General features: G+C 36.0%; 18 protein-coding genes. 8 read left to right on the forward strand and 10 right to left on the reverse strand.

The features are described 5' to 3' along the window. The first annotated feature begins 27 nt into the window (after positions 1 to 27). Positions 28 to 768 (forward strand): bis(5'-nucleosyl)-tetraphosphatase PrpE, encoded by a 741-nt coding sequence (prpE, locus tag NSS74_RS17710; RefSeq protein WP_002086958.1) that lies wholly within the window; start codon positions 28 to 30, stop codon positions 766 to 768. Between the two features lie 223 nt (positions 769 to 991). After that, positions 992 to 2,386, forward strand: a complete 1,395-nt coding sequence (locus NSS74_RS17715) for a peptidase G2 autoproteolytic cleavage domain-containing protein (protein ID WP_002140844.1) — start codon at positions 992 to 994, stop codon at positions 2,384 to 2,386. Positions 2,387 to 2,431: 45 nt separating this feature from the next. On the opposite strand, the gene NSS74_RS17720 is transcribed toward NSS74_RS17715, so the two are convergent. From NSS74_RS17720 to NSS74_RS17735, 4 genes are read right to left on the reverse strand one after another with little or no spacing between them, the layout of a single operon-like run. Then, the gene (locus NSS74_RS17720; RefSeq protein ID WP_002140843.1) at positions 2,432 to 3,325 is read right to left on the reverse strand and encodes an RluA family pseudouridine synthase; all 894 of its coding nucleotides are present in this window, start codon (positions 3,323 to 3,325) and stop codon (positions 2,432 to 2,434) included. 15 nt (positions 3,326 to 3,340) lie between these two features. Further along, positions 3,341 to 4,138, reverse strand: a complete 798-nt coding sequence (locus NSS74_RS17725; protein ID WP_002011365.1) for an NAD kinase — start codon at positions 4,136 to 4,138, stop codon at positions 3,341 to 3,343. Between the two features lie 18 nt (positions 4,139 to 4,156). Continuing rightward, positions 4,157 to 4,795, reverse strand: coding sequence for a GTP pyrophosphokinase (locus tag NSS74_RS17730; RefSeq protein ID WP_002125951.1), 639 nt, complete (start codon positions 4,793 to 4,795; stop codon positions 4,157 to 4,159). 30 nt (positions 4,796 to 4,825) lie between these two features. Next, a complete protein-coding gene (locus tag NSS74_RS17735) occupies positions 4,826 to 5,197 on the reverse strand; it encodes a UPF0738 family protein (RefSeq protein ID WP_002030390.1) in 372 nt (123 codons plus the stop codon). A gap of 144 nt (positions 5,198 to 5,341) precedes the next feature. Between NSS74_RS17735 and NSS74_RS17740 the strand changes: the two genes are divergently transcribed. The 4 genes from NSS74_RS17740 (at position 5,342) to NSS74_RS17755 (ending at position 7,801) form a co-directional block, all read left to right on the forward strand. Further along, on the forward strand, positions 5,342 to 5,920 hold the full coding sequence (locus NSS74_RS17740; RefSeq protein ID WP_002140842.1) for a CYTH domain-containing protein: 579 nt from the start codon (positions 5,342 to 5,344) through the stop codon (positions 5,918 to 5,920). A gap of 185 nt (positions 5,921 to 6,105) precedes the next feature. Continuing rightward, on the forward strand, positions 6,106 to 6,504 hold the full coding sequence (locus NSS74_RS17745; protein ID WP_000043388.1) for a globin domain-containing protein: 399 nt from the start codon (positions 6,106 to 6,108) through the stop codon (positions 6,502 to 6,504). After that, positions 6,504 to 7,397, forward strand: coding sequence for a ClpXP adapter SpxH family protein (locus NSS74_RS17750; RefSeq protein WP_002140839.1), 894 nt, complete (start codon positions 6,504 to 6,506; stop codon positions 7,395 to 7,397). The genes NSS74_RS17745 and NSS74_RS17750 overlap by 1 nt, the downstream gene beginning before the upstream one ends. 230 nt (positions 7,398 to 7,627) lie before the next feature. Next, positions 7,628 to 7,801: a hypothetical protein gene (locus NSS74_RS17755; protein ID WP_002086970.1), complete on the forward strand. Its 174-nt coding sequence runs from the start codon at positions 7,628 to 7,630 to the stop codon at positions 7,799 to 7,801. 133 nt (positions 7,802 to 7,934) lie between these two features. Here NSS74_RS17755 and pepF read toward each other — a convergent pair whose 3' ends face one another. The 4 genes from pepF to mecA all read right to left on the reverse strand — a co-directional run bounded on the left by pepF (position 7,935) and on the right by mecA (position 13,439). After that, entirely contained in the window at positions 7,935 to 9,761 is a 1,827-nt protein-coding gene (gene pepF / locus NSS74_RS17760) for an oligoendopeptidase F (protein ID WP_012260551.1), read from the reverse strand. Between the two features lie 50 nt (positions 9,762 to 9,811). Beyond that, positions 9,812 to 11,047 (reverse strand): competence protein CoiA, encoded by a 1,236-nt coding sequence (locus tag NSS74_RS17765; protein WP_012260550.1) that lies wholly within the window; start codon positions 11,045 to 11,047, stop codon positions 9,812 to 9,814. Positions 11,048 to 11,138: 91 nt separating this feature from the next. After that, positions 11,139 to 12,683 (reverse strand): cardiolipin synthase, encoded by a 1,545-nt coding sequence (locus tag NSS74_RS17770; RefSeq protein ID WP_012260549.1) that lies wholly within the window; start codon positions 12,681 to 12,683, stop codon positions 11,139 to 11,141. Positions 12,684 to 12,755: 72 nt separating this feature from the next. Next, complete coding sequence (gene mecA / locus NSS74_RS17775) at positions 12,756 to 13,439, reverse strand: adaptor protein MecA (protein WP_002030378.1); 684 nt, start codon at positions 13,437 to 13,439, stop codon at positions 12,756 to 12,758. Positions 13,440 to 13,875: 436 nt separating this feature from the next. Between mecA and NSS74_RS17780 the strand changes: the two genes are divergently transcribed. Further along, positions 13,876 to 14,550, forward strand: coding sequence for a TerC family protein (locus tag NSS74_RS17780; protein WP_002011349.1), 675 nt, complete (start codon positions 13,876 to 13,878; stop codon positions 14,548 to 14,550). Positions 14,551 to 14,600: 50 nt separating this feature from the next. On the opposite strand, the gene spx is transcribed toward NSS74_RS17780, so the two are convergent. Next, positions 14,601 to 14,996, reverse strand: a complete 396-nt coding sequence (spx, locus tag NSS74_RS17785; protein ID WP_002011348.1) for a transcriptional regulator Spx — start codon at positions 14,994 to 14,996, stop codon at positions 14,601 to 14,603. Positions 14,997 to 15,575: 579 nt separating this feature from the next. Between spx and NSS74_RS17790 the strand changes: the two genes are divergently transcribed. Then, positions 15,576 to 15,779 (forward strand): hypothetical protein, encoded by a 204-nt coding sequence (locus NSS74_RS17790; RefSeq protein ID WP_000559981.1) that lies wholly within the window; start codon positions 15,576 to 15,578, stop codon positions 15,777 to 15,779. 29 nt (positions 15,780 to 15,808) lie between these two features. On the opposite strand, the gene NSS74_RS17795 is transcribed toward NSS74_RS17790, so the two are convergent. Then, complete coding sequence (locus NSS74_RS17795; RefSeq protein ID WP_002140829.1) at positions 15,809 to 17,455, reverse strand: peptide ABC transporter substrate-binding protein; 1,647 nt, start codon at positions 17,453 to 17,455, stop codon at positions 15,809 to 15,811. Positions 17,456 to 17,566 lie beyond the last annotated feature (111 nt).

A 17,566-nucleotide genomic window follows, 5' to 3' on the forward strand; every position in this document is an offset into this window, starting at 1 on the left:
ATGAAAAAATGAGCTGGAGGTTTAAATATGAAATATGACATTATAGGTGATATTCACGGATGCTTCCAAGAGTTTCAAGATTTAACAACGAAACTAGGGTATAGCTGGGATAGTGGTATCCCAATTCATAACGCAAAACGAAGGCTTGCATTCGTTGGTGATATTACAGACCGAGGTCCTCATTCATTACGGATGATTGAAATTGTATGGGAGCTCGTAATAAATAGAAAAGATGCTTATTATGCTCCAGGGAATCACTGTAATAAACTGTATCGTTTCTTCCTTGGACGTAATGTTACAATCGCTCATGGGCTCGAAACAACTGTTGCAGAATATGAAGCATTGCCTTCTAATAAGCAACAAATAATAAAAGAAAAATTCATTACTCTTTACGAACAATCACCGCTATATCACATACTGGATGAAAAAAATTTAACCGTCTGTCACGCTGGTATTCGGCAAGATTACATAGGAAGACAAGATAAAAAAGTACAAACCTTTGTATTATATGGTGATATTACAGGCGAAAAACACCCTGACGGCTCACCTGTCCGCCAAGATTGGGCGAAAGAGTATAAGGGTGAAACATGGATTGTTTATGGACATACACCTGTCAATGAACCTCGCTTTGTGAATCATACAGTCAATATTGATACTGGTGCTGTATTTGGTGGTAAACTAACTGGACTACGTTACCCTGAGTTGGAGACCGTTTCTGTCCCTTCTTCCCTACCTTTTGTCCCTGAAAAGTTCCGCCCAATTTCATAAAGTGAAACTTTAATCAGTGGGGGTTTTGTTCATCCGCCACTAATTATTAGCCCGCACCAATCGGGATAAATACCTCTACTTAATACAATTCACGATTTGCAGAGGATCATGGTGTTTTCTAGACATATTCCACACTAAAACTAGATAAAGCAATTAAAAAAAGATGCAATAAAGTGCATCTTTTTTTAATTGCACGGCATATACTGTCGCAGGAGGTGACGGAATGAAGAAAAAATCTTCTAAACAAAAAAGAAAATTCCACCCTTTATACCATCCCATGTATGGAATTAACAACTGGTGCAGTATTCGAGCTGCAGCTATAGAAGAAATAGAAGAACAAGAGTCATCAAAAAAAAGCAAACCGAGAGAAACATATGTCTCTTTAGAAAATGCTGTTATGAGGCGAATTATAGATAGCAGGAAAATAAAAGCAAAACAAAAAAAGAAGCTCGCTTCTAATAATGATGAACCTGTGCTTAATTCGGAAAAGATACAAGAAAATATAGAAGAAAACATTCCTGCAGCAATAAAGGAAAAAGTACAACCAGAAATTCCAGCTACTATTATAAATCAAGTAAAAAAAATAAAAGAAGCATTAATCTCGGGCAACGATGTACAAATAGAAAGATCCGCCCCTATTCAGGCTCCTGTACCTACACCTATAAAAAAAGAAAATAACAAAGGAGCTCGTCACGCATATAAAGAAGGACTTCACTCTAAAGCTGATGGAATCGCTTCACATGCAGAAGGGCTTCTTACACATGCAACGGGTCCCTTTTCTCATGCAGAAGGGACAAAAACAAAGGCAACTGGACATAGTTCGCATAGCGAAGGAAGTGAAACGACAGCAGGTGGCTCTTATTCTCATGCAGAAGGAAAACATGCAATTGCTTTGGGCGAAGCAGCACATGCAGAAGGAACCGCAACTATCGCTAACGGATTCTCATCTCATGCGGAAGGAAATCATACATCAACAGCTAATTTTGCAGGCAGCCATATTATGGGTAAATTTGGTACAGCAGAAGAAGCTTATTCCTGGTTTATCGCAAATGGGACAAATGACACTGATTATAATATAGGTGCCAAATGGCTTGCCCATAACGGAGAAATGTATATCGATGGTGCTTCTTACAATGCAGGTGGTACTGATTTTGCACAAATGTTTGAGGCAGCAGATCATAGCCCTATTGATATCGGCTATTTCATTACATTTAGTAGCGAAGAAAAAATTCGAAAAGCTACTTCAAATGATTCATTCATATTAGGAATATCTAGCGCTACCCCCGCTCTCATAGGAAATAGCGGTGCTTTAAGTTGGCAAAAACGCTATAAAACAGACAGCTTCGGAAAACGTCAATATACGCGTACGGATACGCAAGAAATACGACCTCTTTTAAATACAGAATGGGATCCAGCTTGTAAGTATATATCAAGAAGAGACCGTACTGAGTGGCTTCCTGTCGGATTAATTGGACAAATGTTAGTACGTGATGACGGCACTTGCGAAACACACGGATATTGTCGTCCGAATGATGACGGCATTGCCACGAAAGCTGAAAGTGGCTTTTTCGTTATAAAACGTACTGGTGAAAATCAAATTTTAATATTATTCCGCTAAAAAAAGGGAACAAAATTCTTTTTATGATAAGAATTTTGTTCCCTTTTAATTGTTATGTAAAGCGTATTGCATATCCTCTGGGATACTTACGGTAAAAGTCATTCCCTTTTCTAAAATAGGATGATAAAACGTCAAAGATGTACTATGCAGCGCTTGACGTTTTATCACATCTCTTCGGCCACCGTATAGATCATCCCCAAGTAGCGGATGTCCTATATATGCCATATGTACACGAATTTGATGTGTTCTTCCCGTCTCGAGCTCAAGCGCTACATGCGTCTTATCGGAAGAACTCTCCATCACTCTAAAATGAGTAACAGCTCTTTGACCATCTTCACAAACAGTTCGCTCGATAATACTATCCGCTTTTCGTCCGATTGGCGCGTCAATCGTTCCTACTTCTTCTAAAATAGTCCCATGAACGATTGCCTCATACGTTCGTTTCACCCCTTTTTGTTGATGCTGCTTCGATAAAAGATGGTGAACGAATCTATTTTTCGCAATTAACATAAGCCCTGAAGTATCACGGTCTAACCTCGTCACAATGTGCACCGTACTTGCAAGATTTTGTTTATCATAATGATATAAAAGAGCGTTTGCAATACTTCCTGACGGGTGCTCCCTAGACGGAATCGTCGACATATTTGCTTCTTTATTTATAACAAGAACCGCATCATCTTCATATACGATACATAAAGGGATATCTTCCACTTCCATCCCTTCACTTCTTTCCTCCACTGGAAAAAAGATTTGTAACTCTTCACCAGCTTGTAACTTGTGACGAACACTTGTGTGTTGACCGTTTACTTCAATTGCTCCCCCGCGGTACTTTATATCCGTTAAAGCAGCTTTCGAAATCCCTTTTGTTTTCAAAAATTCTCTAACTAAAGTTCCCTCTTCAGCCAGCCCTATATCCCATTTCAATGTAAATCTGTTCAAATATATAAACCCTCTCTATTTATCTGCAACAAACGAGTCACGAACACGTTTCCAGAATGGGAACGGACGGAAACGAACAAATCGTACTTTCTCGTTTGCAACGCGATACTGAATTGATTTCACATCTTGATGAACCATCGTCAAATGATCCACGGTAATTTGCATGTTCATTCCTGCAGCCGGCTTTAAAACGCATGTATGATGCTTCGGCAGTACGAGCGGCGAACCTACCGTACGAAATACACGATTGTTGATAGATGCCATTTCTGCAATTTGAATCGCTTCAATAGAAGGGTGAATAATTGCTCCGCCAAGCGCCTTATTATACGCGGTACTTCCTGAAGGAGTAGAAATACAAAGACCATCTCCGCGAAACGTTTCGAAATACTCTCCGCGTATTTCCACTTCTGTTACTAATGTACCTTCTGCACTTTTTACAGTCGCTTCATTCATCGCTAAATACTGCGACTCTTTACTACCATTCACATAGCGAATAATCACTTCTAAAAGTGGATATTCAACCACTTGGAACGGTGTTTTAGCGATTGCAATCACCAACTTCTCTACTTCCGTCGGTAACCAATCTGCATAGAAACCTAAATGCCCTGTATGTACACCAACAAATGCGGTTTCATCTAATCGATTATAGTAACGATGGAATGCATATAAAAGCGTTCCATCTCCCCCAACAGAAATTACAATATCAGGTTCCTTTTCATCCATTGTAAACCCAAAATCTAACAAGTATTCTTTCATCGTACTTGCTAGTGTATCTGATGATTGATCTCCCTTTGACATAATTGTAAATTTCATCGCCCAACACCCTTTAGTTTATGATTCAGAATCTTTCGTTTCCTGCTTTCGTGAAAAGACCTTTTGCGCTTCTTGAATTTCAAGACGAATGGAAGACATTTCTTCATCTAATAAAAACGCCGCTTCCGCTGCACGTTGTAAGCGTATTTTAATATCTTCAGGAAAACGTCCACTATATTTGTAATTTAAAGAATGCTCAATCGTTGCCCAAAAATTCATTGCTAACGTGCGAATTTGAATTTCAACTAACACTTTTTTCTCCCCCTGTATCGTTTGAACAGGATAACTAATGACAACGTGGTAAGAGCGATAGCCGCTATCTTTCTTTTGCGTTACATAATCACGTTCTTCTACAATGTCAAAATCATTTCGTTTTCGAAGATATTCTACAACAGGCTTAATCTCATCTACGAATTGACACATCATTCGAAGGCCCGCGATGTCCTGCATATCTTCTCTAATTCGGTCTAGCGGTACATTTCTCTTCTCCGCTTTATCAATAATACTTGCAACCGACTTTACCCTTCCTGTTACAAACTCAATTGGAGAATGCTCCGTTAACATTGCAAATTGAGTACGCATTCCTTTTAGTTTCACTTTCAGCTCCGCCACCGCTTGGTGATACGGTGCTAAAAATTCTTCCCAATTACGATTCATTTCAACCACCACCAAAATCAATCCATTTGCTTATAGAAACACTTTTTCTACAGCAGTTACTAGTTCTTCTCCGTAATTTGCATTACCTTCAATATTTTCAACTAAATATTCTACTTCTTCTTTTAATCCTTCTAATTCTATTTCAACATCATTCACGCGAATAAACATCGCTGTATCTTTATTCATCGCTTCATGCACTGCTTCCCAGCATGTATGCGGAATACTTACATAAATGAAAGATGATTCATTTTCTAAGATATATAAAAATGATAAATTGTCTGAGTCTACAAGTACGTGATTACGCGCACTTAACTCCTTTACCTCTATTTCAGTATTTTCCGCACAAAAAATAAGCGCATTCTCTCTCGTTTCTACGCTCTTAACTTGAATTTTATTTTGCATACTCGAACTCCTCCATCTCAACTTCCTGTCTTACTTAACAGTATTATTGTATCATAACATGGACGCAAACAAATAAAACATTGAACCAAATTTGCGAAAAAGCGATAATGTGGAAAGAATTATTTTTCAAAAGGAGCGCATACAATGACACAAGAAATTGAAATTGAATTTAAAAATATGGTTACAGAGGAAGAATTCCAAACATTATGCAAATCTTTTTCTATTGAAGCATTTACAAAACAAGTAAATCACTACTTTGAAACGCCTCACTCCTCTTTAAAAGATACGGGCTCTGCACTTCGTATTCGTCATAAAGATGGAACTTATACATTAACATTAAAACAACCTGCTGAAATTGGTTTATTAGAAACTCATCAGTCTGTAACAGAAAAAGAAGCACAACTTATGATGGAAACAAACACAATCATTCAAGGAACTGTAATGGATCAGCTACACAAATTACAAATTCCCGTTTCCTCTTTAACTTATATGGGTAGTTTAACAACAGAAAGAGCTGAAATATTATTTGAAGGCGGAACGCTTGTCTTTGATCATAGTTTCTATTACAATCACGATGATTATGAAATTGAATACGAAGTGCAAGATGAAAAGACCGGTAAAGCAGCATTTATAAGGTTATTAAAGCAACATAACGTACCAGTTCGTCATACAAACAACAAAGTAAAACGCTTTTTCCTTGCCAAACAAAACGAAGAGCGCTAAAGTAAAATTTCCATCAGTCAAGAAGAGCTGTACTTACGGCTACATTTCACCTTTTTGAAAAGTAAAAGATTTATTAGCAACATATAGAATAAGCAAAGAATGTTATGAAGGCTGTTTAGTTGCTCTTCATAACATTCCATTGCTACAATAGATATACATTTCATGGAAAAAGGGGTTTATAAAGGATGAGCAAGCAACCGATGACACCATTTGAAGCAATCGGCGGTGAACAATGCATTGCAACATTAGTGGATACATTTTATTCCTATGTCAGTGAACACCCTGACTTATCTCCGATCTTCCCGGATGATTTAACAGAAACTGCTAGGAAGCAGAAACAATTTTTAACACAATATTTAGGTGGTCCTAATTTATACACTGAAGAACATGGGCATCCTATGCTAAGAGCACGCCATCTTCCGTTTGAGATTACTCCAAAACGCGCAGAAGCTTGGCTGTCATGTATGGAGCAAGCAATGGATGATACAGGAGTGCACGGTCATATAAGAGAGTTTGTTTTTGAACGTTTAGCATTAACTGCTCAACATATGGTCAATACTCCAAATGAAACAGGTGAAGTGTAATGGATAAGCAGGAAGCAAAGCATATAAATATGCCTTCTCCTTCCACATGCGAGCATAAATCTGTAGAAGCATATTTATTTATTGATCCACTTTGTAAAGATTGCTGGGATATCGAGCCATTTATTATTAAACTATGGCTTGAGTATGGGAAATACTTCTCTATTCGTCATATAGTAACAGGAAAAGTGGACGGGGCAAACGCTTCCTCACACAAATGGAATAAACCTGCTAATATTCGATTTGTGTGGGAAAAGACAACAAGTTTACAAGGTTTTTCATGTGATGGAAAAGTACATATGCAAGAGGCGTCGTCAACACCGTATTTAGTTTCGATGGCAATTAAGGCGGCGGAGTTGCAAGGCCGAAAAGCAGGTTCGAAGTTTTTGCGAAAACTCCAAGAATACATTTCCCTTGAAAATGTATCAAACCCTGACTGTGAATTATTGCTTACATGTGCTAAAGATAGTGGCATTGATGTAGAGGAATTTAAAAAAGACCTACACTCAGTTAGCGCAAAAAAAGCTTTCCAATGCGACCTAAAATTCACAAATGAGATGCATATTACAGAAATACCTTCCCTCCTATTTTTTCATGCAAATTCAGATGAGGAAGGTATTAAAATCACAGGGATTTATTCCTATGATGTATACGTACAGCTATTAAAAGAACTGGTAAAATGCGAAATTGAGCCAGAACCATTACCTCCTTTAGAAGTATTACTAGAAGCAACACAATTTATTTCTTCAAAGGAAATCTCATTTATATATGACTGCCCTCAACAAGAAATAGAGCGTGAACTAAAAAAATTACAACTAAAACGAAAAGTACAAATGATTGAAGTGAAGTGCGAGCGTTATTGGAAATGGATAGCAAAAGAAAAAGACCTGGTGTAAACACCAGGTCTTTTTCTTTACGGCTTATAAAAATATTAAAGGGGATGGGAGAAATTTTCACGTTCAAACAAAGGGGTATATGTTTGTATGTGAATTCGTTCACGCTTATTATATTACAAGATTCGACGTCAGATGACAACCCCTTTTGTCGAATTTCACATTTTTGTCACATTCTAAACGTTTTCATTTTTGAATAAGCTATAAAAAAGAACATTTAGGAGGTTTTATTAATGAAAAAGTCTCATATCGCGCTAATTTTTCTAGCTTTCATTGTTTCTTTTTTCTTGTACATCCTTTCTCTACTACAAGCTTTTCCTAAAATTATTGCCTTCCCTCTTTTATTCGGAGTTATCGTCATCGCTGTCTCTTATTTCAACTATAGAAAACGATTTAAAGGATTTTAATTACAAAAATCAACTGTAAAACTGCCTTCTAATTTAGAAAAAGTAAGGAAATCCCCCTTATTTTATCGACAAATATCGACAAAATACATTTTCAAACAAAAAAGACGAGGATAAAATCCCTCGTCTTTTCTCATTACTTTTCTTCAAATAATAACGCTTCTAATTCATTTAATTTCTCTTCAAATACTTGAAGTGCCTCTTTCACTGGTTCAGGAGATGCCATATCAACTCCTGCTTTTTTCAACACTTCAATTGGATAATCGGAGCTTCCCGCTTTTAAGAATTCGTTAATGTAACGTTCTACTGCTGGTTGCCCTTCTTCTAAAATTTGTTTAGATAACGCAGTCGCTGCACTAAATCCTGTTGCGTATTGATATACGTAATAGTTGTAATAGAAGTGCGGAATACGAGACCATTCTAAACCGATTTCTTTATCGATTACTAAAGCATCCCCGAAATATTTCTTATTTAAATCGTAGTAGATCTCCGTTAACATATCTGGCGTAACCGCATGTCCTTCTTGTACTTTTTTATGAATGATATGCTCGAACTCTGCAAACATTGTTTGACGGAATACAGTACCACGGAATCCTTCTAAATAATGATTTAATAAATATAGACGCTCTTTTTTATCTTCTGTCGTTTTTAATAAATAATCATTTAGAAGCGCTTCATTACAAGTTGATGCTACCTCTGCAACGAAGATTGAATAATCACCGTATACGTGTGGCTGTGTCTTTCTTGTGTAATAACTATGCACCGAATGACCAAACTCATGAGCAAGTGTATATAAATTATTTACATTATCATGCCAGTTCATTAAAATATACGGATTTGTTCCGTATGCACCAGATGAATATGCTCCGCTTCGTTTGCCTTTATTCTCGTACACATCTACCCAGCGATTTTCATATGCTTCTTTTAAAATTTCAACATATTCATCACCAAGTACGTTTAAAGATTTTAATAACAGGTCTTGCGCTTCCTCATACGTCACATTCATTTTCACTTCTTGTACAAGTGGTGTATATAAATCGTACATATGAAGCTCATCAAGTCCTAGTGCACGCTTACGAATATCAATGTAACGGTGTAATAAATGTAAGTTGTCATTTACCGTTTCAACGAGTTGATCGTATACTGCTTCAGGAATATTATTATTACTTAATGCTGCTTGGCGAGCAGAGTCATATTTACGAATACGTGCATTGAAATTATTACGTTTCACTGCCCCGCTTAACGTACTTGCAAATGTGTTCTTAAATTTCCCATACGTTTCAAATACAGCTTTGAATGCATCTTCGCGAACACGACGATCATCACTTTCTAAAAACTGAATGTAACGGCCATGTGTTATTTCTACCTCTTCTCCATCCTCACCTTTAATAGATGGGAATTTCAAATCCGCATTATTCAACATACCGAATGTATTACTTGATGCACTCATCACTTCAGATGCTTCTGCTAATAACGCTTCCTCTGCCTCAGATAATACGTGCGGGCGTTGACGTGTAATTTCTTCTAATGCATGCTCATATACACTTAGTTCTCGATTTTCTTGTAAGAATGTTTGCAATGTATCTTCTGAAATAGATAAAATTTCAGGTACGATATACGCTGTGCTACTAGATACTTGTGAGTATAAATTTGTTGCGCGATCATTCAGTGCTTGATACACAGAGTTTGTTGTATCTTGATCGTAACGCATATGTGCATATGTATATAGCTTACCTAATCGCATTGAAATTTCATCTTCATATTGCAATGCCTCAAGCAAATTGTCTGCAGAGTCGCCAAGCTTCCCTTTAAATTCAGTTAACTTTGGCAATAGCTCTTTAATAGCTTGGAATTCTTTTTCCCATTCTGCATCTGTTTGGAAAATATCTTCTAATCGCCATGTGCTTGCTTCTTCAATCTCATTGCGATCTGGTAATGTTTTTGCTTTATTTTGTTCAGACATTCTGTAAGCCCTCCTTTAAATATCTCTACTTAAGTACAATTCTGTTTTTCTTATGTAATTCCTTCACGTTCATTCTTTATTATATCCCCTTTTTCTTCTCTCATGTTGAACTTTGTCTCAAATAGAGATAGTGCATGTGCTAAGCAAATTTCATCATATTTCATAATTTCTCCCTCTGTTTTTACCAACACAACATCTCTTATTTTTCGATACTTATTAATACCTATTTTTATTAATACACCTGCATAACATAAAAATGTCATATACTCCGAAACTGCTACCTTCCATATATGTTGTGCAAAATACGGAAGTAGACGCCTCTTCGTATATTTTGCTACATAGTTACATACGTATTGCAGAGAAATATACTCCCCTACCTTAAGCATACCTATACACTTCAAATAAAGAGAAGCTTGCCATATAAATGGATTTGTTTGAAAAGCAAACGCGGATGGGAGCGGAACACCGATTTCAGAAGGAAAGCTCGCTGGGGTACATTTATATTGATATAAGAGGCGGAGTAGTGACTTATGATTATAATTCCAGATAGATAGAGCGTTTTGCCGAAAATGGTTCTTTTTTCTCTTCCATTCTTGTCCTAATACCTCTTTTTGGAAAGGAACAGAGGAAAAGAGCATGTCAACAGTAGTCGTATCAGTTGGTAAATAAATAGTATGTGAGAAAGAGACATTTGTAGAAAACGGAGTGATAAATGCGCATTTCATAAACGATTTTTGTTTCGGACAGAAGAAAATAAGAAATGGCTGAGGATAAGGTTGTAAGGAGAAAGCCATAAGGGAGGAGAATGTCATCCAATAGGCGGATTGCTTTTTCAACTGATTTCCACCGATTATCCAGATGACTTGTATACTAGCTTGCCAATACGAATATGTTCGCTTATAAAGCTGCTCTACGGAGAGATTTGCACATTGATATTCAATCGCAATTTTTCTATCCGCTCTCTCTACGTAAATATCTGGCCGTTGCTTGATTACTGGCAGATAATGCTCTATATCGACATGAAAATCTTGATGTTTTAACCATCTATATAACAATTCTTTACCTTGCATATGATACATAGATTCTGCTTCATAATAGGTAAGACATGAATCCACTTTCTTATGAGCAAAATGCCAGCTCTTTTGTGTTCCTAATTTCATTTGCACTTCTTTTCCGCAAGCTGTACAAAAGAATTTTTCTCGTTTACGCATTTCGCGTAAACGTTCTTCATCCCGGTTATATAATAGATGAATTTTCTCTCCGTTTTCTCTCCTTGCAATAAACATCCACCATCACACCCTTTCAACTTCTTGTATTCTACAATTTACTACAAATTCCTCTTAAAAAAAAAGATGTCCTAAATTAGGACATCTCTTTCTATAATAAAGGTGATAATAACCGATACGTCGATTCAACAATCCGCCTATGAAGACGTCTCTTATGAAATCGGTCAACATGAATTTCACTGGATTCTTCTAAATCGTCTTTAAAATCTTGAACGAGCTTTCGAATGCTACCTGTATCATATAAAAAGGCATTTACTTCAAAGTTTAAATGAAAACTTCTCATATCCATATTAGCTGTCCCAATTGATGCGAGATCAGAATCCACGATGACAACTTTACTATGAAGAAAACCTTTTTCATATTCATATATTTTTACTCCTGCATCTAATAACTCCGGAAAGTACGATCTTGATGCATAAAAGACAGTCCGCTTATCTGGCTTACTTGGCATTAACAAACGAACATCAATACCTGCAAGTGCAGCTACTTTTAATGCAGATAAAATATCATCATCTGGGATAAAGTATGGTGTTGCAATCCAAATCGATTTCCTAGCTGAAGCAATCATTGCAAAATATAAATGTTTAATTGTTTCCCATTTATTATCCGGTCCACCTCCAACAAGTTGGACTCCGCCCCAATGATCACCCTCAACTGCTTCCGCTTGTAAATATTCAGGTGCTAATACCGCCTCACCAGTCATATAAAACCAGTCTTGAAGGAAAATTAGCTGTAAACTTTGAACTGCTTCACCGCGTAAATATAAATGCGTGTCTCGCCAAAAACCGAAATATTTATCCTTCCCTAAATACTCATCACCAATATTTAATCCACCTACAAACCCTTCATTTCCATCTATAATAACGATTTTTCGGTGGTTTCGATAATTAATTTTATCGTTTAAAATTGGAAAGCGCACAGGGAAAAATGGAATCATTTCTACTCCTGCATCATTCAATTCTTCAATATACGAATTTGATAATTTAAAGCTTCCAACCGCGTCGTATAAAAAACGAACGACAACGCCTTCTTTTGATTTTTTTATTAAAATATCTTTAATTTCTGTACCGAGCTTGTCATCACGCACAATGTAATACTCCATATGAATGTGGTGTTTCGCTCGATTTAACCCATCTAAAATTTCCTGAAACGTTTCGTCTCCATTTGTTAATGTCCTCGTTTCAGTTTGAAATGAAATATTTAAAGCACCTAATCGATCTGCTAAACGAAATAACAATTCTTGATGCTTATGATTTCGTAAAATCCGTTCTTCGTAATCTTCGTGTCCCTTATATTGTAAAAACGCCTGTTCATCGAGTAATGCCTTCTTTTGGAACATTCTTTTTCTACGAAAATTTTGTCCAAATAAAAGATAAGCAAAGAAACCGAACACCGGAAAAATACCTAGTACGATTAACCACGTAAGTGTTTTAGACGGATGGCGGTTTTCTAAGAAAATAACACATCCAATTAAAAATGCGGAAACCGTAAATAAAATACTAATAATACCTAAAATAGAAACATCCTTTATCCCAATGACATCCGAATAAAATGCTACATCAATAAACATGCGTAATGAAACAAATAATGCGAACAATAGTAGAAAAAAGAAAAGTAGTTTTAACGTGTTTTTCATCTCTTACCTCCTTACTAAGAAAGCCTTCCTATTCTTCATAAAAAAAGCCGATTTCATACTATAGAAATCGGCCTACATTTTAGGAGGGAAATTGTTGCGAATTGTCTCAAGCGCACGCTCTTTCACAACCTGTTTCCCATACTCACTTACACGGTGAATCGTTAAAGTAGATTCTTCTCCATATTCTAAAACAATACTTAAAATACGATCAATTTCTTCTTCATCATGTAGCACTTCATCGAATTCCACATATACATAATATCGGTCCTCAAATGAATGTAATTCATCTTTTATATCTTCAAAGATAAGACGATGACTTAATGAAATAACATCTTCAAAATCATTAAACTTAATTAAAAAGCCAAACGTACCATCTTCATTAAAGTTTGTTCCTATTTGTTCTTCTACCTCTTCCACTAATTCTTGCTGGAATAATGATTCGATGCCTTCATCTAGAGGAATGTCTATAATTTTGTCTACACCTATTGGTAGTTCCAGCTTTTGTCCATCCTTTGAAAGCTCCGCTTTCGTTACAAGTACTTCAATCCCTTTATCGACTGCTTGCACTTGGATCCATAACGGCCCATCGATAAAGAAATCATCATGATCACGAGCTTCGTCCATCATCTCCCAAAAGAGCTCTTCACTTCGTTCGCGATCATACCAAATTTCTTCACGATTAAACCCTCTGTCCTCTATATCAATGTACGTAATAAAAAATTTCATCGTATGGTCATTAATTCTTTCAATATCCAAAATACAACGCTCCCTTCCTGCTTAGAATTGTTATGAAGGGATTCCCCACTCATATGACAAAACAATAGATTCTTGTACTCTCATTTTATGATAAGATTCTCCAGAAGGGAAATAAAATCGATTTATTTTACAAAAATAGTTATATACCTATCTGTATTCGACTTTTTACATAAAGTGAAACAATAATCAGTATTTTTTTCATCCTCCACTGATTATTAGCTCGCACCAATCGGAATAAATATACCATTATACCAATTCACTGCTCACAAAAAATTTGGACATACATTCCCATATTCCCTCGTACACTGTAATAAAGTGAAACTTCTATTAGAGGTGATTATTTTGTCCCTGGGAACGCGGGATCAAAACTAGACAAACTTTCTTCACCACATACATATATTTCGCTTATTAAAACATCATAAATGGAGGCAGACGAATGGACTTAGAGTTTTTAACATCTGTACTAATGATTGTCGGTATCGATGTTGTACTAGGTGGCGATAACGCAATTGTCATCGCACTAGCTAGCCGAAATTTACCTGAAGCAAAACGAAATAAAGCCATTTTGATTGGTACTATGTTAGCAATTGTGCTACGAATTCTCCTCACGATACTAGCTGTCTATTTACTTGATATCCCATTTTTACAACTCACCGGCGGAATTTTACTTACATTAATTGCGGTCAATTTACTCACTGATAATAACAACGATCTTTCTTCTATCAAAGGAAAAACGACTTTATTCCAAGCTGTGCGTACAATTGTATTCGCGGATCTCGTTATGGGGTTTGACAATGTTATTGCCATTGCAGGAGCAGCTCACGGAAGACTTTCACTCGTAATTATCGGTTTATTCATTTCTATCCCGATTATCATTTGGGGAAGCAAACTTATTTTAATACTCATGGAACGCTTTCCATTTCTCATTTATTGCGGAGCAGCAGTTCTCGCCTATACAGCAGGAAAAATGATTACACATGAAGACAGACTTGCAACGTTTTTTCATCATAATCCTAGTTTTGCCACAAGTATCCCTTATTTGTTCATTTTCACAATTTTATGCATAGGCTTTATCGTTCAACAAGTGCGATTACGTAATGTTAAACAGTAAAAAAAAACCTTCTACTCTATAATAGGTAGAAGGTTTTCATATTATTATAATTAATTTACAAGACGCTGTGCTTCACGTAATTGGAACGTTCTTACTGTACGTGGTAAGAAACGACGGATTTCATCTTCGTTGTAACCTACTTGAAGGCGTTTTTCGTCAATCATAATTGGACGACGTAAAATACCTGGATAGTCACGAATCATCTTATATAAATCTTGAAGTGGTAAAGACTCTAAGTTCACATTCAATTCTTGGAAAACTTTTGAACGAGTAGAAATAATCTCATCCGTTCCGCTTTCTGTCATACGTAAAATCTCTTTAATCTCATCAATCGTTAATGGATCTGAGAAAATATTACGTTCTGTATAAGGAATATGATTTTCCTCTAGCCATAATTTCGCCTTTCTACAAGACGTACAGCTTGGAGAACTATATAATGTTACCATACAAAGCTCACTCTCCTTAAAGAGTACAAATTCTGTACTAATTACAGTTTAAATTTCTAACTTCCGCAATTTTTCGCGATAACTTGTCTTATAGCAAAGTAAAAAATCGCAATTCATGTAAGCAACAATAATTACTTTTAATAAGTAACTTCTATAATCATTATACAATAGTTTTTGCAAGAAATATACAGTGAATTTACTGCTAGTTGAGAAAATTCCTCCGTGTACTCCACTGCTATGCAACATGATTATACTCAGTAAAACTGTCCTTTAACAACGGTCCTCAACCCTTTTGATACTTACTTTCTACAATAATCTTCACTTGATATACAATTACAGTTTCATAATCTTCCCCATTAAAAAGAGAGCGTTTTCTTACCTTTTCCCGACAAAACAATTGAGAAATGTAAGACTCTAAAGGTTAGAAGCAAAAGGAACATTTGTTCTCATTTTAACAAATCTCTCCGCTCATGTCTATATGCTTTCTAAAGTAAATCGAATATTTTTCTGACATTTCTTTCTTTTTTACCATTTATCTCATACAATAAAAATACAGACAGACAAAGGGGGAATTTGCATATGATCGCTTTTTTTACTGATTTTATCATTGTTGCTACCCTCATCATCGGAATAACAGCATTGATTGGTGTCATTACAAATAGCATCGGTGAAAAACTCTTTGGTGGGAAAGAAAAAATGAAGTTTGTTAATAAAAGTTTAGATGTACAATCTGGCTGGAACCAAGTTGGCGGAAAAGGCATTTATAAAAAACGTACGTACTAAAAAAAGCAGGTAATCACCTGCTTTTTTTGTTATTTTCCTACTGATGCCCATTTGAAGCTTACTTCCCCGCCATACTTATGGTTGTACATATCTTTAATTGTTTCTCTTTGTAAATATGCTCTACCACGTTGATATACTGGAACAATCGCAGCGTCATCAAGTAACATTTTTTCTGCTTCAAGTAAGTTTTTCCAACGAGCATTTACGTCGCTTCCATCTTTCTTCGCTTTCATAATAATCTCATCGTACTTCGGATTAGAATACTTCATTTTATTTTGTGCCCCATCAGTTACGAACATATCAAGATATGTAACTGGATCTGGGAAGTCTGCACTCCATCCAGAGAATGACATTACAAAGTCGCCCGCATCTTCTAATTTTAGTTTTTGCGCGAATGGTTGTTGTTTAATTTTCACTGTTAAACCTGGTAAATTCTTTTCTAACTCACCTTTTAAATATTCACCAGTTTTCTTCGATAATTCAACGTCTTCATTTAATAGCTCTAATTCAATTTCGTTTTTACCAAGCTCTTTTTTACCAGCTTCCCAATACTTTTTCGCTTCTTTTACATTTGGTTTTACAATATCTCCATTTTCAACACGGAAATCTTTTTTATCCGGTCCTTTAATGAAATTGTCAGGAATTAATCCCGTCGCTGGCTTAGAACCGTTATTTAATAATGTATCAACGAATGGTTTACGGTCAAAACCAAGAGAAATTGCTTTACGAATATTTTTATTTGCTAAAGCTGGGTCTTTTTGATTTAAGCGAAGGAAGAATACAGATGTATCTTCTACCGTTTTGAAATCTGGTTTTCCTTTATATTTATCGATGAACTCTGCTAATAACGTCGCTCGATCGACTGCGTTTGTTTCATATAAATTAATTGGCGTAGACGTATCTTTTACAATATTAAAGTTCACTTCCTCAAGCTTCACTTCTTTATTGTCCCAATATGATGAGCTCTTTGTCATTTTGAAGCTACGTTCATGTTGCCAATCACTTAATGTAAATGGTCCGTTATAAAGTGTTGTATTTGCTTCTAAACCAAACTTCGTCCCTTGCTCTTTCACATACTTTTCATTAACAGGATAGAAGATCGGATAGACCATTAAATCAACAAGATATGGAATAGAATTATCTAATTCTACTTCTAGCGTATGATCATCAATCGCTTTTACACCTAATTGGTCTGGACTCATCTCTTTTTTATTAATTTTCTCAGCATTTTTTATATCGTACATAATGTACGCCGATTTCGCAGCTGTATCTGGATTAATTGCTCTTTGCCATGCATACACGAAATCTTTCGCCGTTACAGGTTCACCATTTGACCATTTTGCATCTTCACGTAATTTAAATGTATACTTTTTACCATCTTCTGACTTTTGGAATTCCTTCGCTACACCTGGAACTAATTTATCGTCTTTCCCAAGGCGGTATAGGCCTTCCATCGTATTGTTCATTACTTTTGAAGAAACTGCATCAGCTGATAACGCTGGGTCCATCGTTGGAATTTCTTGTGTTTCAATTAAGTTAATAACTTGCTTCGCACCGCTTTTCCCGCTATCCCCTTTTGCGTTCGCTTGCGGTTCATCTTTTTGGTAGCCACATGCCCCTAAAATCATGCTCATTGCTACTGTTGATGCTACAAAAACTGGTATCTTTTTTTTCATACTTCCACCCTCCAAAAAAAATGTTAGCCCTTTCATTTTCAAACAGAAAGAAATATATATATGTTCTAATAATTCATATTATACACATAAATATATTCTTTGTATATTTAT

The organism is Bacillus sp. FSL E2-8868 (assembly GCF_038005505.1).
Taxonomy (GTDB): Bacteria; Bacillota; Bacilli; order Bacillales; family Bacillaceae_G; genus Bacillus_A; species Bacillus_A mycoides.

Excerpts from the sequence above, each read along its gene's own strand:
- prpE (WP_002086958.1), top strand. The coding sequence starts at position 28 with ATGAAATATGACATTATAGGTGATATTCACGGATGCTTCCAAGAGTTT.
- NSS74_RS17715 (WP_002140844.1), top strand. The coding sequence starts at position 992 with ATGAAGAAAAAATCTTCTAAACAAAAAAGAAAATTCCACCCTTTATAC.
- NSS74_RS17725 (WP_002011365.1), bottom strand. The coding sequence starts at position 4,138 with ATGAAATTTACAATTATGTCAAAGGGAGATCAATCATCAGATACACTA.
- NSS74_RS17730 (WP_002125951.1), bottom strand. The coding sequence starts at position 4,795 with ATGAATCGTAATTGGGAAGAATTTTTAGCACCGTATCACCAAGCGGTG.
- NSS74_RS17735 (WP_002030390.1), bottom strand. The coding sequence starts at position 5,197 with ATGCAAAATAAAATTCAAGTTAAGAGCGTAGAAACGAGAGAGAATGCG.
- NSS74_RS17740 (WP_002140842.1), top strand. The coding sequence starts at position 5,342 with ATGACACAAGAAATTGAAATTGAATTTAAAAATATGGTTACAGAGGAA.
- NSS74_RS17745 (WP_000043388.1), top strand. The coding sequence starts at position 6,106 with ATGAGCAAGCAACCGATGACACCATTTGAAGCAATCGGCGGTGAACAA.
- NSS74_RS17750 (WP_002140839.1), top strand. The coding sequence starts at position 6,504 with ATGGATAAGCAGGAAGCAAAGCATATAAATATGCCTTCTCCTTCCACA.
- NSS74_RS17755 (WP_002086970.1), top strand. The coding sequence starts at position 7,628 with ATGAAAAAGTCTCATATCGCGCTAATTTTTCTAGCTTTCATTGTTTCT.
- pepF (WP_012260551.1), bottom strand. The coding sequence starts at position 9,761 with ATGTCTGAACAAAATAAAGCAAAAACATTACCAGATCGCAATGAGATT.
- NSS74_RS17765 (WP_012260550.1), bottom strand. The coding sequence starts at position 11,047 with ATGTTTATTGCAAGGAGAGAAAACGGAGAGAAAATTCATCTATTATAT.
- NSS74_RS17770 (WP_012260549.1), bottom strand. The coding sequence starts at position 12,683 with ATGAAAAACACGTTAAAACTACTTTTCTTTTTTCTACTATTGTTCGCA.
- NSS74_RS17780 (WP_002011349.1), top strand. The coding sequence starts at position 13,876 with ATGGACTTAGAGTTTTTAACATCTGTACTAATGATTGTCGGTATCGAT.
- spx (WP_002011348.1), bottom strand. The coding sequence starts at position 14,996 with ATGGTAACATTATATAGTTCTCCAAGCTGTACGTCTTGTAGAAAGGCG.
- NSS74_RS17790 (WP_000559981.1), top strand. The coding sequence starts at position 15,576 with ATGATCGCTTTTTTTACTGATTTTATCATTGTTGCTACCCTCATCATC.
- NSS74_RS17795 (WP_002140829.1), bottom strand. The coding sequence starts at position 17,455 with ATGAAAAAAAAGATACCAGTTTTTGTAGCATCAACAGTAGCAATGAGC.